General features: G+C 71.2%; 12 protein-coding genes, 1 other RNA gene and 1 pseudogene. 9 read left to right on the forward strand and 5 right to left on the reverse strand.

What is annotated here, in order from left to right; genetic code table 11:
- The first annotated feature begins 13 nt into the window (after nt 1-13).
- From IPK37_16790 to rnpB, 4 genes are all read left to right on the forward strand, one after another.
- Nucleotides 14-1,279: a histidine phosphatase family protein gene (locus tag IPK37_16790; protein QQS00470.1), complete on the forward strand. Its 1,266-nt coding sequence runs from the start codon at nt 14-16 to the stop codon at nt 1,277-1,279.
- Between the two features lie 146 nt (nt 1,280-1,425).
- Complete coding sequence (locus IPK37_16795; GenBank protein QQS00471.1) at nt 1,426-2,877, forward strand: RNB domain-containing ribonuclease; 1,452 nt, start codon at nt 1,426-1,428, stop codon at nt 2,875-2,877.
- Nucleotides 2,870-3,778, forward strand: coding sequence for an HAD hydrolase family protein (locus IPK37_16800; protein QQS00472.1), 909 nt, complete (start codon nt 2,870-2,872; stop codon nt 3,776-3,778). Before IPK37_16795 ends, IPK37_16800 begins: the two co-directional genes overlap by 8 nt.
- A 32-nt stretch (nt 3,779-3,810) precedes the next feature.
- Nucleotides 3,811-4,201, forward strand: an RNA gene (rnpB, locus tag IPK37_16805) — RNase P RNA component class A.
- 29 nt (nt 4,202-4,230) lie between these two features.
- Here the strand turns inward: rnpB and IPK37_16810 are convergent.
- Nucleotides 4,231-4,524: an AsnC family transcriptional regulator gene (locus tag IPK37_16810; protein ID QQS00473.1), complete on the reverse strand. Its 294-nt coding sequence runs from the start codon at nt 4,522-4,524 to the stop codon at nt 4,231-4,233.
- Between the two features lie 75 nt (nt 4,525-4,599).
- A complete protein-coding gene (ccrA, locus tag IPK37_16815; GenBank protein QQS00474.1) occupies nt 4,600-5,856 on the reverse strand; it encodes a crotonyl-CoA carboxylase/reductase in 1,257 nt (418 codons plus the stop codon).
- Between the two features lie 323 nt (nt 5,857-6,179).
- On the opposite strand from ccrA, the gene IPK37_16820 reads away from it, so the two are divergent.
- Nucleotides 6,180-6,359, forward strand: a complete 180-nt coding sequence (locus tag IPK37_16820) for a hypothetical protein (GenBank protein ID QQS00475.1) — start codon at nt 6,180-6,182, stop codon at nt 6,357-6,359.
- On the opposite strand, the pseudogene IPK37_16825 reads toward IPK37_16820, so the two are convergent.
- From IPK37_16825 to IPK37_16835, 3 genes and pseudogenes are all read right to left on the reverse strand, one after another.
- Nucleotides 6,338-6,628, reverse strand: a pseudogene (locus tag IPK37_16825) (CapA family protein). The gene IPK37_16820 and the pseudogene IPK37_16825 sit on opposite strands and share 22 nt — an antisense overlap.
- A complete protein-coding gene (locus IPK37_16830) occupies nt 6,511-7,089 on the reverse strand; it encodes a CapA family protein (GenBank protein ID QQS00476.1) in 579 nt (192 codons plus the stop codon). The pseudogene IPK37_16825 and the gene IPK37_16830 overlap by 118 nt, the downstream one beginning before the upstream one ends.
- Nucleotides 7,090-7,213: 124 nt before the next feature.
- The gene (locus IPK37_16835) at nt 7,214-8,383 is read right to left on the reverse strand and encodes an XdhC family protein (GenBank protein ID QQS00477.1); all 1,170 of its coding nucleotides are present in this window, start codon (nt 8,381-8,383) and stop codon (nt 7,214-7,216) included.
- Nucleotides 8,384-8,566: 183 nt separating this feature from the next.
- Here IPK37_16835 and IPK37_16840 point away from each other — a divergent pair, with 183 nt between their 5' ends.
- From IPK37_16840 to ssnA, 4 genes are all read left to right on the forward strand, one after another.
- Entirely contained in the window at nt 8,567-9,061 is a 495-nt protein-coding gene (locus tag IPK37_16840; GenBank protein ID QQS00478.1) for an NTP transferase domain-containing protein, read from the forward strand.
- Between the two features lie 138 nt (nt 9,062-9,199).
- The gene (locus IPK37_16845) at nt 9,200-10,750 is read left to right on the forward strand and encodes a purine permease (protein QQS00479.1); all 1,551 of its coding nucleotides are present in this window, start codon (nt 9,200-9,202) and stop codon (nt 10,748-10,750) included.
- A 153-nt stretch (nt 10,751-10,903) separates the two neighbouring features.
- Complete coding sequence (gene ygfK, locus IPK37_16850; GenBank protein QQS00480.1) at nt 10,904-13,963, forward strand: putative selenate reductase subunit YgfK; 3,060 nt, start codon at nt 10,904-10,906, stop codon at nt 13,961-13,963.
- Complete coding sequence (gene ssnA / locus IPK37_16855) at nt 13,960-15,288, forward strand: putative aminohydrolase SsnA (GenBank protein QQS00481.1); 1,329 nt, start codon at nt 13,960-13,962, stop codon at nt 15,286-15,288. Before ygfK ends, ssnA begins: the two co-directional genes overlap by 4 nt.
- Nucleotides 15,289-15,334: the final 46 nt, after the last annotated feature.

Genomic DNA, 15,334 nt, shown 5'->3' on the forward strand with positions numbered 1-15,334 from the left:
ACGACGGGCGGGCATGCCGGTGAGCGACCTGATCGTCGAGGCGGACGGCGGATCGCGGGGCAATCCGGGGGTGGCGGGGTACGGTGCGCTGGTCCGCTCACGCGCCACGGGGCGCGTCCTCGCCGAACGCGCCGCGCCGCTCGGCAAGGCCAGCAACAACGTCGCAGAGTACACCGGCCTGATCGAGGGCCTGCGGGCCGCCGCCGAGGTCGACCCGGCCGCGGCCGTCGAGGTGCGGATGGACTCCAAGCTCGTCGTGGAGCAGATGGCCGGGCGATGGAAGATCAAGCACGAGGACATGCGGCGGCTCGCCCTGGCGGCGCGCGACCTCGTGGCCGAGCGGCAGGCGGCGGGCGGCTCCGTCACGTACACCTGGATCCCCCGCGCGTCGAACGCCGCGGCCGACCGGCTTTCGAACGTCGGGATGGACGGCAAGACGGTCTCGGTCACCCGCCGTGATGACGACGTGGCCGACGAGGACGACCCTGACCAGGACGACGAGACCCCTGGTCGCGACGACGGCGACACTGCCGGCCCAGGCGCCGAGGACGGGTCGGGCGCGGGGGAGAGGTCGGATCGGGAAGTCCCCCGCGGCGCGGCGGCGGCGCGGGTACGCCGGGTGGCGGCACCCCCCGACCTGGCGACGCCGGCGCGGTTTCTCCTGGTGCGGCACGGCCCGACCAAGGCCACCGCGGCAGGGCTGCTCGACGGCCGGGGCGGCTCGGATGCGCCGTTGACGGTCGAGGGTCAGCGCCAATGCGTGGCCGCGGGGCACGCCCTGCGTCGCCTGCTGCGCGACGGCCCCGCGCCAATTCTGGTGAGCTCCACGCTGCGCCGGACGCGGGAGAGCGCGGCGGCGGTCGGCGGCGTGCTCACGGTGCCGGTCGAGGCCGACGCCGCCTGGGACGAACAGCACTTCGGCGACTGGGAGGGGCAGACCGTCGCGCAGGTCTGCGCGACGGCCGAGGGTGCCGCGGCGTACGAGCGGTTGCGCAGCGAGGCCGGCTACGCGCGGCCGGGCGGCGAGTCCCGCGCGGACCTGGCGGAGCGCGTGACCGCGGCGTACGAGGCCCTTGCCGCGCGGTCCCGCGACGAGGGGCGTCCGGTCGTGGTCGTGAGTCACCGCGCGGCCCTGCTCGCCGTGCTGGACGCGGTGCTGGGGCTGGCCTCGCCGTGGTCGCTGGCGTTGGCGCCGGCATCGCTGACCGCGCTGCGGCAGTGGGGCGACGGCGTCGCGTCGGTGGACTTCGTCAACGACCAGGGTCACCTGCGCGGCTGACCGTTCACGACCTGCGCGTTTGGTGCCATGGCACCAAACGCGCAGGTGACGAGCGGTCGTTGCGGGCCGAACATCCGGCAGCGCGAGCGCCTCGCGCAGGTCGACGGGTCAGCGCCCCCGGAGCTCGCCGGCCGTAGGGTTGCTCCATGACAGAGCGCCGCGTCGTCCTCACCGGCACCCCCAGTGCGCCGACGGACGAGCTCCGCCAGGCATTCGCCGCGATCCGCGAGCGACTCGCCGTCCCCACGGACTTCCCCGCGGAGGTCCTGGCCGAGGCCGAACGGGTCGCGGCCGCGGGGCCGCAGGATGCGCCGGCGCAGGACGCCACGGACCTCCCCTTCGTCACCATCGACCCGCCCGGGAGCATGGACCTCGACCAGGCCATGCACCTCGAGCGGGCGGGCACGGGATTCCGGGTGCGCTACGCCATCGCCGACGTCCCCGCCTTCGTCGCGGCGGGGGGCGCCATCGACGCCGAGGCTCGGCGGCGCGGGGAGACCGTCTATCTGCCCGACGGGAGCGAGCCGCTGCATCCCCGGCGGCTGTCCGAGGGGGCCGCCAGCCTGCTGCCCGGCGACCGGCGCCCGGCGTTCGTCTGCGACCTGCGGCTGGACGCCGAGGGCACCGTCGCGGGAGCGACCGTGGCCCGGGCCATGGTGCGCAGCGTCGCGCGCCTGGACTACGCGGGGGTCCAGGCCGACCTCGACGCCGGCCGCGCGCCCGAGATGATGGCGCTGCTGCGCGAGGTCGGCGAGCTGCGCATCGCCCAGGAGGCGGCGCGCGGCGGGGCCAGCCTGCCCAAGCCGGAGCAGGAGGTCGTGACGACGCCGACGGGCTACGAGCTGCGGTTCCGGCCCCCGGTGCCGGTCGAGGACTGGAACGCGCAGGTCTCGCTGATGACCGGCATGGCTGCGGCGGACATCATGCTGACCGGCGGCATCGGCATCCTGCGCACGATGCCGGCACCCGACCCCGGCAGCGTCGACCGATTCCGCCGGCAGGCGGCCGCGCTGGGCGTGCCGTGGCCGGGCGACACGCCGTACGGGCAGTTCCTGCGCCACCTCGACCGGGACGACCCGCACCACCTGGCGCTCATGCACGCGGCCACCTCGCTGTTCCGCGGGGCCGGCTACACCCCGTTCGACGGCGAAGCCCCGCAGCAGCGCGACCACGCCGCGCTGGCGGCGCCGTACGCGCATGTCACCGCCCCGTTGCGCCGCCTCGTGGACCGCTTCGGGCTGGTCCTGTGCGCGGCGCTCAGCGGCGGGGGCGAGGTGCCCGGGTGGGTGCGGGAGGCTCTGCCGACGCTGCCCGACATCATGAAGGCCAGCGGCAGACTCACTGGCGCCGTCGAGCGGGCCTGCACCGATGCCGTCGAGGCCGCGGTCCTCGCGCCGCTGGTGGGACGGGAGTGGGACGCGACCGTCGTCGAGGTCCGCGGGGAGAAGGGGTGCACCGTCCAGATCGCCGACCCGGCCGTCCTCGCGGAGTGCCCCCAGGTCGCGCCGCTCGGCGCCCGGGTGCGGGTGCGGTTGACCGGCACGGACGTCGTGAAGCAGCGGGCCACGTTCGAGCTGGTCGGGGGTGCCGATGGCTGACGTTGCGGGCGGGTCGGCCACCGCGACGTACCGGCACTGGTCCGACGCCGTCGCCGACCGGACCTTCCCCGCGGTGGTGGCCACCGATCTGGACGGGACCCTGCTGCGCGCGGACGGCACGGTCTCTCCGTACACGCTGGGGGTCCTGGCGGACTACGTCGCGGCCGGCGGCGAGTATGTGCTCGTCACGGCCCGGCCGCCGCGTTGGCTGCGCTCGCTGGCCCACGTCGTGCCCGCGGGCGGGGTCGTGCTCGCCGGGAACGGCGCGTTCGTCGTGGACGTGGGCGCCGAACAGGTCGTGGAGACGCACGGCTTCGTCGCGCACGAGGCGCAGCGGCTGCTGGCCGAACTGGTCGCGGCGTTCCCGGCGGCGATCGTGGCCGTGGAGACCACCGATCGGATGGTCTTCGACGACCGGTTCGGCCCCGAGCACTGGCAGGACCCCGGCGATCCGGTCGAGGACCTGCCGGGCTGGGCGGGCCGCCACGGGGCGGCCGAGGCCGTGGGAAAGATCCTGGTGCGCGCCTTGCACCTGGATTCGCGGGCGGCGTACGACGCCGTCGGTGGCGTTGTCGGCTCCCGGGGTGTGCTGGCCTATTCGGGCGCTCCGGGCCTCGTGGAGATCTCGCCGCCCGGCGTGACGAAGGCCAAGGCCCTCGCCCGGTGGTGCACCGAGCGTGCGATCGTCGCCGATCAGGTGTGGGCGTTCGGCGACATGCCGAACGACCTGCCGATGCTGGGGTGGGCCGGCACGGCGTACGCCGTGGCGAACGCCCACCCTGACGTGCTGGCCGCGGCGACCGCCGTCGCCCCCCACCACGAGGAGGACGGCGTGGCCCAGGTGGTGGCGGCGGCCACGGTACGCCGCCGCGGCGGGCCCGCCCCCGCGCCGGCGGGGTGAGCCTGGTCAGGGCGTTAGACTGGCGGGGCGGATGAGTCGGCCAGGCGGTCGCGTCGGCAGCCACCCCCGGGCACCACGTCCGGTAGGGCCTGCCGCCGAGGAACGTCCGGGCTCCATAGGGCACGGTGGTGGCTAACGGCCACCCGGGGTGACCCGCGGGACAGTGCCACAGAAAACAGACCGCCCGGCGTGCTTGCTCCGGCGAGCACGGCGGGTAAGGGTGAAACGGTGCGTGTAAGAGACCACCAGCGCGCCAGGTGACTGGCGCGGCTCGGTAAACCCCACCCGGAGCAAGACCAGACAGTGCGCGTTCGAGGGCGGCCCGCCCGAGCGCACGGGTAGGTCGCTAGAGGTGCCTGGCAACAGTCACCCGAGATGGATGACCGCCCTCGACAGGACCCGGCGTACAGGCCGGCTCATCCGCGCCACCCCCGCTCTCCGCGTCCGATCCTTCAGCGCCGCTGCACGATGCGCAGCAACACCTCCACGGTGGCGTGGGATTCCAGCGGGTGCCGGAGCGCGCGCTGCGGGTTGAGGGCGTAATGGTTGCGGCGGCCCACCCGGGTCCGGGTGAGATAGCCCGCCGCCTCCAGGTCGGCAACGATGAGCTGGGTTGCTCGCTCGGTGATGCCGACCTGGAGTGCGACGGTTCGCAGCACGACGTCGGGATCCGCCGCGAGGCACAGCAGCACGTGGGCGTGGTTGGTCAGGAACGTCCAATCCCGCTCCGACGTGATGCTGGCCATGCGCGTCTCCTCGGTCACCCTGCTGTCGGGCATAGCACCTCCGGAATCGTCCGGGGGACGAATGCCCCGCGCCGTCTACGCGCCGAGACCGAAGTCCGGGGCGCCGACCAGAACGGCCATGTTGCCGTGGGGGTGCTTGTTTTCGTACATGAGCTGGTGGGCGTCGGGCACCTCGTTGTAGGTGAACGCCCGAGACAGGCACGGGTCCAGGCGGCCGGCTAGGGCCACCTCGTTCATCTGGTACGACTGGACGTCGTTGGCGAAGTGCGAGCCTTGCAGGCGCTTCTGGCGCATCCACAGGTAGCGCAGGTCGGCGGTGGCGTTGAAGCCCGTCGTGCCGGCGCAGACGACCACCATGCCGCCGGTCTCGCACACGAAGACCGAGGTGGGGATGGTGCTCTCACCCGGGTGCTCAAAGACGATGTTGGGCCCGCGCTTTTCGCCCAGGACGTCCCAGATGGCCGAGCCGAAGGCGCGGGCGCCCTTGAGCCAGGTCCCGTAAGCGGCCTCGTCCTTCCAGTGCGGGAGCATGCCCCAGTGGTCAAAGTCGTTGCGGTTGATGCATCCCTTGGCGCCCAGGTTCATGCAGTAGTCGAACTTGTCCTCGCCGGAGACGACCGCGATCGGGATCGCGCCAGCCTCGCGGGCGATCTGGATGGCCATCGAGCCGAGACCGCCGGCCCCGCCCCAGATGAGCACGACGTCGTCCTTCTTGACGGCGTTCTCGCCCCAGCCGTGCAGCATCCGCCACGCGGTGGCGCCGACCAGGGTGTAGGCCGCCGCGCCTTCCCAGGTGAGGTTCTTCGGCTTGGGCATGCACTGCTGGGCCTGGACCTTCGTGAACTGGGCGAAGCTGCCGTAGTTGGTCTCATAGCCCCAGATGCGGAAGCTCGGTGAATACATCGGGTCGATGCCCTTGAGCACGCTCGGGCAGTTGCGGTCCCAGGTGCCGCAGTGGACGACCACCTCGTCGCCGACCTTGACGTTGGTGACGTCCTTGCCGACCCGGTAGACAATGCCGGAGGCGTCGCTGCCACCGATGTGGAAGGGCTTGTCGTCGCCGATGCCGCCTCGGGCAAAGGCCTTGTTTCGGGCGCCGATGACGTCGACGGGTACGCCGAGGCCGGCCCACACGTTGTTGTAGTTGATCCCGGCCGCCATGACGTAGACCAGTACCTCGTCGTCCGCGATGTCGGGGACGTCGACGACCTCCTGGGCGAAGGCCTGCATCGGGGGGCCGAAGCGCTCGGGCCGGATCAGCCAGGCGTGCATCTGGGCGGGTACCTCACCCAGCGGAGGGGCCTCGCCGAGGGGGTAGAGGTCCGTGCTCATGGGGTGTCCTTTCGGGGGTGGGTGTGGGTTCGAGAGGTCGATTGCAGCGGCCAACCCGGGGACGTCCGGGACGCACGGTCCCGGTGTGGCCGAGTCTAGGCCGGTCAGGCCGTCGCGTGGGGGGTCGTGAACTGCAGTTAGTTTCACGAAATTGAGTTCGTGAGTCAACGCCTCGACATGGTGATCGACGACACAGCCTCCGGCTCGGGAGGCGGGCTCATCCTGCGGTAGCACGCAGCCCGCTGCAGGCCACCGCGTCGTCCCAGATGCCCCGCAGGCGCGTCGTGGTGGCAGCGTCGGCAGGCGGGCGCGGGACGCCGTCGGTGCCGATCAGCAGCGGGGCCCAGGCCGCGGAGGTGATCAGGGACGAGGCCGTACGTCGTGCGGCGCCGGAGGCGCGGCCTCGGTCCCGCGCGGCCTGGGCGTCCACGGTCAGCGTCAGCACCCCCGAGCGGGCCTCCGGCTCCGCCGACCGCCACCACACGAAGTTGCCCAGCGCGTAGCCCACGTAGCTGCGGCCCAGCCAACCCCCGCCCTGGAGCCGGTGCGCGTGGCCGCCCACCACGACATCCGCCCCGTCGGCCTCCAGGGCCGTGGCGGTGGCGGTCTGCGGGGCGTCGGCGCAGGTCGCGTACTCGGTGCCCCAGTGCATCATCACCACGACGACATCGGCCTCGGCGGCCGCCGTGCGGGTGGCCGCCCGGAGCAACGCGAGCGCCTGTGGGTGCTGGCTGGTGGCGACGCCCTCGCCCGTTGCGGCGGACCAGCGCGTGGCCCGGCGAGCGTGTCCGCCAGGCCCGTCCGGCCGTAGTCCACCGCGTGGTTGTTGGCCAGGCTGACCGCGTCGACCCCGGCCGACTGCAGGGCCGGCAACGCGCTCGGCGGAGCGCGGAACGTGAAGGACTTGTTCTCGGGGGCGCCGCCGGTGGTCAGCGCCGTCTCCAGGTTGACCATCGAGAAGTCCGCCGCGCCCAGCGTGCCCCGCAGGTCGGCCAAGGACTGCTGGGGGTCCTTCAGCAGGTCGGCGACGTACTCCTCGAAGTGCACATCGCCGCCGAAGGCGCGCGTGATGTGGGCCGGCCCCTCCGGCGCGCCGGGCTGCCCGCTGGCGGCACTCGCGGTCTCGGCCACTGGCGGTCCGGACAGGGGCAGCGGACCCGCCGGCGCGGCGGTGCACCCGGCGGCCAGCGCGGCGCACAGGCTCGTCGTCAACAGCCGGGGCACCGGTCGCATCGGGTCAGCTCTCGTCGGGCGCAGTTTCGTTCGCGCCCAGTGTAATTCGCCCGAGTAGTTGGCCCCGGTTGCTGCCGGAGTCCCCGGTGTGGCGCCCTGCGCGGGCGCCAGCCGGCTCGGGTCGTCAGCGGGCGGCGTCGAGCGTGGCCAGCGACTCCCGGTGGATCGGCGTCCCGGTGACCGTGAGGGGTTGGCCGGTGCCGTCCCAGCGGAGCGCGACGATCTCGGCCGCGATCGAGACGGCGGTCTCCTCCGGGGTGCGGCCGCCCAGGTCCAGCCCGATCGGGGAGCGCAGCCGGGCCAGCTCGGCGTCGGTCATGCCCTCGCCGCGCAGCTTCTCGAGGCGGTCCTCGTGGGTCCGGCGGCTGCCCATCGCGCCGATGTATCCCGCCGGCCGCCGCAGCGCCTTGACCAGCAGGGGGACGTCGAACTTGGGGTCGTGGGTGAGCACGCAGATCGCGGTGCGGTCGTCCGTGACGACCTGATCGAAGTAGCGATGCGGCCAGTCCACGACCACCTCGTCGGCGTCCGGGAACCGCCGGGCGGTGGCGAACACCGGTCGCGCGTCGCACACCGTGACGTGGTAGCCGAGGAACTTGCCCATCCGGGCCACTGCCGCGGCGAAGTCGATGGCGCCGAAGACGAGCATCCGCGGCGGCGGCGCGTAGGACTCCACGAAGACCGTGACCTCGCTCATCCGCCGCTCGCCCCGGCGCCCGAGCTGGAGCAGCCCGGTCTCGCCGGCGGCCAGGAGGCCGCGCGCGTCGGCGGCGACCGCGTGGTCCAGCCCGGGCTCGCCCAGGCTGCCGGTGGCGGCCTCGGACGCGCCGTCGAGCAGCATCCGCGGGCACGAGGGCAGCAGCGTCGAGCCGTTGGCGGGCTCGCCGACCTCGCCGTCCGCGGATTCGACGAGGGTGACGAGCGCGTACGGCGTGTGCTCGGCGAGGCCTGCCTCCAGCGTCCGCACCGCGGCGCGCAGCTGCGCATCGGCCGGCGTGACCACGAGTTCGATGGTGCCGCCGCAGGTCAGGCCCACCGCGTACGCCGAGGAGTCCGACACGCCATAGCGCACCCGGCGGGCGGTCCCGTCGGTCAACACCTCCCGGCAGACCTCGACCACGGCGCCCTCGACGCAGCCGCCCGACACGCTGCCGACGACCTCCCCGTCCGCGCCGAGGGCCATGGAGGCCCCCACCGGCCGCGGCGCCGAGTTCCAGGTGCGCACCACCGTGGCCACGGCGAACTCCTGGCCGGAGCGGGCCCAGCCAGCAAGATCGCGGATGATGTCCCTCATGATCGACTCCTCTCGACACCAGAGTGGCCTGCGGTCGCCCCGGGCCGGTAGGCAGGGCGCTGGCGCCAACCCGGCGCAAAGGGCAAGGTTTTCGTGACTCTCCCGAAAGTATCGCCAACATCAATCGATCCGCCACGGGTTGCGGGGGTGGTTCTCGCTGCCGGGGCCGGGACCCGCTATGGCATGCCGAAGGTCCTGGCCGAGGGCGGCAGGTGGCTGGATATGGCGACAACCGCGCTGCTCAGGGGCGGTTGCGCGGAGGTCGTCGTCGTCCTGGGCGCCGCGGTGGTGCCCGTTCCCGCCCCGGCTCGCTCCGTCGTCAACGAGGACTGGGCGACCGGCCTGGGCTCGTCCGTCCGCTGCGCGCTGTCAGAACTCCGGAAAACCCCCGCTGACCTGGCCGTCCTTCACCTCGTCGACCTCCCGGACGTGGGGGCGGACGTCGTACGTCGGGTGGTCGCCGCCGCAGCGGCGACGGGGATCGCGCGAGCCAGCTACCACGGAGTTCCCGGCCACCCCCTGGCGGTGCATCGCCGGCATTGGTCCGCGATGGCCGCTCACGCACGTGCTGACCAGGGCGGACGCGGGTGGCTGCAGGGTCGCTCGGACGTCGTCTCCGTGCCGTGCGCGGACCTGGCGACGGGTGTTGATCGGGACACCCCGGAGCTTCTGGAGTGAGGTAGATCACACGGGGTCGGCGTTACTGGAATCTCGGGCCGGATCGGGAGCAGAATACTCTGAGCAAGGTCTACTCACCCTTGGGGATTGTCACCGAGGCATCGGGGCGAGTAGATATATCCAACGAAGGAGTATCCGATGTCGGCTGCGACACTCGACGGCCCCGGTACGCCGGTGGGCCAGCGCCCCGAGGACGAGCGACTCTCCCCAGGCGGCATGCTCAGCTACGGCTTGCAGCACATCCTGTCCATGTTCGGCGGCATCATCAGCGTGCCGATCATCATCGGCGGCGCGGCCGGCCTCGACAGCGCCGGCAAGGCGTTCCTGCTCTCCTGTGCGCTCTTCGTCAGCGGCATCGCCACCGTCCTGCAGTCCTACGGCGTGCCCTACCTGGGTTCCCAGCTGCCGCTCGTGCAGGGCATCTCGTTCGCGTCGGTCTCGACCCTGCTGACGATCATCGGCTCGCGCGGCACCGACGGGCTGCGGGCCGCGTTCGGCGCGTGCATCGTCGCCGGCATCATCGCCTTCGCGGTGGTGCCCCTCTTCGCCCAGATCATCAGGTTCTTCCCGCCGGTGGTGACGGGATCGATCATCACGGTGATCGGCATCTCGCTGATGCCGGTGGCCGGCAAGTGGATCACCGGCCAGCCCACCATCACCGTAGTCAAGGACGGCAAGGCCGGCCCTATCGCCAACCCCGACTTCGCCTCGATGAACAACGTCATCCTCGCCCTCATCACGCTGGCGATCGTGCTGGTGCTCTACCGCATCAAGCGCCTGGCGCGCCTGGCGATCCTGCTCGGCCTGGCCCTGGGCACCATCGTGGCCTACGTGCTCAACACGTTCATGACGTTCCCCAAGGGCACGATCAACACCCTGGACCTGTCCAAGAGCTCGCCGCTCGCGTTCCCGACGCCGTTCCACTTCGGCGCCCCGATCTTCGAGATCGGCGCGATCGTCTCCATGCTCATCGTCTTCATCGTCGTCATGGTCGAGACCACCGCGGACATCATCGCGGTCGGTGAGGTGGTCGGCAGCGAGGTGCCCAGCCACCGCGTCGCCGACGGGCTGCGCGCCGACATGCTCAGCTCGACCGTCGCCCCGATGTTCAACACCTTCCCGGCGACCGCGTTCGCCCAGAACGTCGGCCTCGTGGCCCTCACCGGCATCAAGAGCCGGTTCGTCGTCACCGTCGGCGGTGTCATCCTCGCCATCCTGGGCCTGTCGCCGTGGCTGGCCGCGGTCGTCAACATCATTCCGCTGCCGGTCCTGGGCGGCGCAGGCCTCGCCCTGTTCGGCTCGGTGGCCGCTTCCGGCATCCGGACGCTGTCGAAGGTCAACTACGACGGCAACAACAACCTGGTCATCGTGGCCGTCTCCATCGCGTTCGGCGTGCTGCCCAGCCTGCTGCCGGCCGTGCCCGGCTACATCAGCCGCGGCTTCTGGGGCGGCTTCCCCCACGAGATCGGCCTGGTGTTGGAGTCCGGGATCAGCGCCGCCGCGATCGTCGCCTTCCTGCTCAACCTCTTCTACAACGTGCTCGGCAAGGGCAGCGACGGATCCGCCCACGAACTGCGGGCGCACCGTCCCGCGCGCGCCGTGGATCACGAGATGATCGACGCTCTGCCCGACACCCCCCGCGGCGCGACCGGCCCGGCCGCCCCCGCCCCGCGCGACCCGCTGCACTGATCGCTCGACCCGCTCCGCCCTGGCAGCAGCGGCGGGTGCGCCCCCCATTGCGGGGGCGGCCCCGCCGCCTGCGCCGAGCACCCGCTTGTGGCTCGACCTGCTCGTGACCGACACCCGCTTGTGACAAGACCGCCATAGACAAGGAAGGCCATCATGGGTGACCTCATGCGTCCGCTCTCCTTCGACCACCTGATGCGGTGGGCGCAGGAGGAGCTGAAGTCCGACGGCTCAATCTTCGGTGTGCGCCGGGATCACTTCTGGCGTGCGGAGCAGCCGGCGATCATCACCAACTCCTTCGGGGATCGGGTGGCCCTCCCGCTCGGGCCGGCCGCTGGTCCCCAGACCCAGCTCGCCAACAACATCCTCGTCGCCTACCTCTCCGGCGCCCGGTTCATGGAGCTCAAGACCGTTCAGAAGATGGACGGCGAGGAGATCCGCCACGCCGTGGCCAAGCCCTGCATCGAGGCGACCGACGAGGGCTACAACTGCGAGTGGTCCACCGAGCTGACGGTGCCGCAGGCCTTCGACGAATACATCAAGGCCTACTTCGCCATCGCGGTGTTCGGCAAGGAGCTGGGACTTGGTGGCGTCAAGGACGTCGCCTACAACATCAGCGTCGGCTACGACCTGGAGGGCATCAAGGGCGCCAAGGTCGACACCTACCTCGAGGGGATGAAGGACGCCAGCAAGACCGCGATCTGGCAGGAGTGCTATGGCTGGGTGCAGCAGCGCCTCGGCGACTTCACGCACTTCACCCAGGCCGACCTCGACGAGCTCGACCCCCAGATCACCCGGTCCTGCACGCTGTCGACGCTGCACGGCTGCCCGGCCGACGAGATCGAGAAGATCGCGCACTACCTGCTGACGGAGAAGGGCTTCAACACCTTCGTCAAGTGCAATCCGACGATGCTCGGCTACGACTACGCGCGCGAGGCGCTGGACCGGCTCGGGTTCGACTACATCAGCTTCGACGACCACCACTTCAAGGCCGACCTCCAGTTCGAGGACGCGGTGCCGATGTTCCAGCGGCTCACCGAGACCGCGACGGGGCTCGGGCTGCGGTTCGGCGTCAAGCTCACCAACACCTTCCCCGTGCAGGTGGCGGCGGGCGAGCTGCCGAGCGAGGAGATGTACATGTCGGGGCGCAGCCTCTACGTGCTCTCCCTGTCGCTGGCGCAGAAGCTGTCGCACGCCTTCGACGGCACCCTGCCGATCTCGTTCTCCGGCGGCATCGACGCCTTCAACATCAAGGACGTGCTGGAGACGGGCATCCAGCCGGTGACCGTCGCGACGACGATCCTCAAGCCCGGCGGCGTCATGCGGTTCAACCAGATGGCCGACGAGACCGCCGCGGTCATGACCGACTACGCCGGCATCGACGTGGCCAAGCTCGACGCCGCGGTGGACGCCATCTTCACCGACGAGCGCTTCCACAAGCGGTGGCGCGAGAAGATCCGCTCGCGCAAGACCCAGTCCGCCTTGCCGTTGACCGACTGCTACAAGGCCCCGTGCGAGCACGGCGGCTGCCCGATCGAGCAGCAGATCCCGGAGTACCTGACGCTGACCAGCCAGGGCCGCTTCAAGGAGGCCTTCGACGTCATCGCCCTGGACAACACGGCGCCGACGATCACCGGCGTGCTGTGCTCGGAGCAGTGCCGCGACCACTGCACCCGGCTCGACTACGACAGCTCGATCGACATGCGCGGCGTCAAGCTCGTCGCCTCCGACGGCGCGCAGGCCGACTACATCGGCGCCACGACGGCGCCGGAGCTGGCCACGTCCGACAAGGTCGCGATCATCGGCGCCGGCCCGGCCGGCATCGCCTCGGCGATCTTCCTGCGCCGCAACGGGATGGACGTCGAGGTCTACGAAAAGCTCGACGGCCCGTACGGCGTCGTGGAATACATCATCCCCAAGTTCCGCATCGACCGGGACCAGATCCAGCGCGACTACGAGCTCGCCGTGGCGCTCGGCGTACGGTTCCACTTCAACGCGGACCCGACGTACGACGTCACCGAGCTGCGCAAGTCCTACAGCCACGTCATCGTCGCCACCGGCGCGTGGGGCAAGTGCCCGAGCCCGGTGACCGAGGGCGGCGAGAACATCGTCGACGCGTTCGACTTCCTGTGGAAGACGCAGAACGAGGGCAAGCAGGACTACGGCAAGCGCATCGCCGTCATCGGCGCCGGGGACGTCGCGATGGACTGCGTCCGTACGGCGAGCCGGCTGGCCGACTGCGAGGTCGCGGAGCTGGTCTACCGGCGCACGGAGCCGTTCATGCCCGCCACCCAGCACGAGGTGAACCTCGTCCGCGGTGAGGGCCTGACGATGCACCAGCTGCTGGCGCCGATCAGCTACGACGGCACGACCCTGCGGGTCGAGCGGATGAGCCTGTCCGAGGTCGACGCCAGCGGCCGCCGCTCCGTCAAGGGCACCGGCGAGTTCACCGACATGCAGTTCGACACCGTCGTCGGCGCCACCGGTGCGACGCTGATCACCGAGCCGTACACGAAGAACGGCATCCAGCTCGACGGCCGCGGCCGGCCGGTGCTGGACAAGACCTACCAGGCCACGGTGCCCGGCGTGTACGTCATCGGCGACGGCCGGCGCGGCCCCGCGACCATCGTCGAGGCCATCGGGGACGCCAAGGTGGCCTGCAAGGCCATCCTCGCCAGCGTGGGCATCACCGCCGACTACGCGCGGCCGCACCCGACGGTGCACCAGGCCCCGGAGCCCGTCTACCAGCGGCGCGGCCTGCTCATCGCCGAGATCAACGGCAAGGCCGAGGGCGGGCGCTGCCTGACCTGCCAGGACATCTGCGAGATCTGCACCGAGGTCTGCCCCAACCGCGCCAACGTGGCGATCACGGTGCCGGGCTTCTCCGACCCGCGGCAGATCGTCCACATCGACGGCCTGTGCAACGAGTGCAACACCTGTGGGACGTTCTGCCCGCACGCGGGGCTGCCCTACAAGGACAAGCTCACGGTGTTCTGGACCCGCGAGGACTTCGACGACTCGACGAACCCGGGCTTCCTGGCCGTCGGGGAGCACAGCTACCTGGTGCGGATGCCCGGTGGCGATGTCTTCGAGCACAGCCAGTCGCTGGACTTCCAGACCGCCAACAAGATGACCGACGAGATGACGCGCGTGCTCGACGTTCTCGAAGGCAGCTACCCCTACCTGCTCGCCCCCACGGAGGTGCTCGCCCGATGATCATCACCGGCGGACCGGTCATCACGAACGACCCCGACAACCCGTTCCTGGAGCACGGCGCGGTCCGGGTCGAGGGCGACGAGATCGTCGCCGTCGGCCCGGCGGCCGACCTGCAGGCGAACCCCGGCGAGGAGACCGTCGACGTGGCGGGGCGGGTCATCATGCCCGGCCTCATCAACGCCCACACCCACGCCTACAGCCACTACGCCCGGGGCCTGGCCCCGAGCGAACAGGGCAGCACCTTCACCGGGGTGCTGGAGAAGATGTGGTGGAAGCTCGACCGGCTCCTGGAGCTGGAGGACGTGGAGCTCAACACGGCCACCACGTTCCTGGAGTCCATCCGGGCCGGCGTCACCACGGTCATCGACCACCACTCCAGCCCGCACGCCGTACCGGGGTCGCTGACCACCCAGGCGAAGGCGGCCCGCGATCTCGGCATCCGCGCGAGCCTGTGCTACGAGACCTCCGATCGCGACGGCGCGGACATCCTCGCCCAGCAGATCGAGGAGAACGTCTCGTTCTTGAAGGCGGCCAACGGCAGCGACGGCGACGACCTGATCCGCGGTCTGTTCGGGATCCACGCCTCGTTCACCGTCAGCCAGGACACCCTGGAGCGGTGCGCCGCCGCGGTGCAGGATGCCGGGGTGCCCGGCGGGTTCCACGTGCACACCGCCGAGGGCCCGGAGGACGAGCCGCACTGCGAGGGGCTCACCCGCAAGCGCATCGTCGAGCGGTTCGCCGACTTCGGGATGCTCGGTCCGGAGTCGATCCTCGTGCACTGCGTGCACATCAACGAGGCCGAGATGGACCTCATCAAGGACACCGACACCTCGGTCGTCACCAACCCGCACTCCAACATGGGCAATGCCGTGGGCCTGACGAAGGTCACCGAGCAGCTGCGCAAGGGGATTCGGATCGGGCTGGGCACCGACGCCTACCTGGCGGACATGTTCCAGTCCGCGTCGGTGGCCAAGATCGCGCAGAGCCACCGGCTCGGCGACCCCACGGTCGGCTTCGGCGAGGCCGCCACCCTGCTCCTGGCGAACAACCCGGCCATCGCCGGCAAGTTCTGGAGCAAGCCGTTGGGCGTCCTCAAGCCGGGCGCCTATGCGGACCTGATCAGTGTCTGGTACGTCCCGCAGACCCCCATGACCGGCGCGAACACCGTCGGCCACATCCTGTTCGGGATGAGCGGCGCGATGACCAACGACACGATGGTCGGCGGCCGGTGGATCATGCGGGACCGGAAGATCCAGACGGTCGACGAGCACGCCATCCTGGCCCGGTCGCGCGAACGCGCCCCGCGGGTCTGGGCGCAGATGTGACGATGCCTCGAGTGGGGGTCTACCCGGCTCCCACCGCACGCTGACG

The sequence above is a fragment of the Austwickia sp. genome (genome assembly GCA_016699675.1).
In the GTDB taxonomy this organism is placed as follows: domain Bacteria; phylum Actinomycetota; class Actinomycetes; order Actinomycetales; family Dermatophilaceae; genus Austwickia.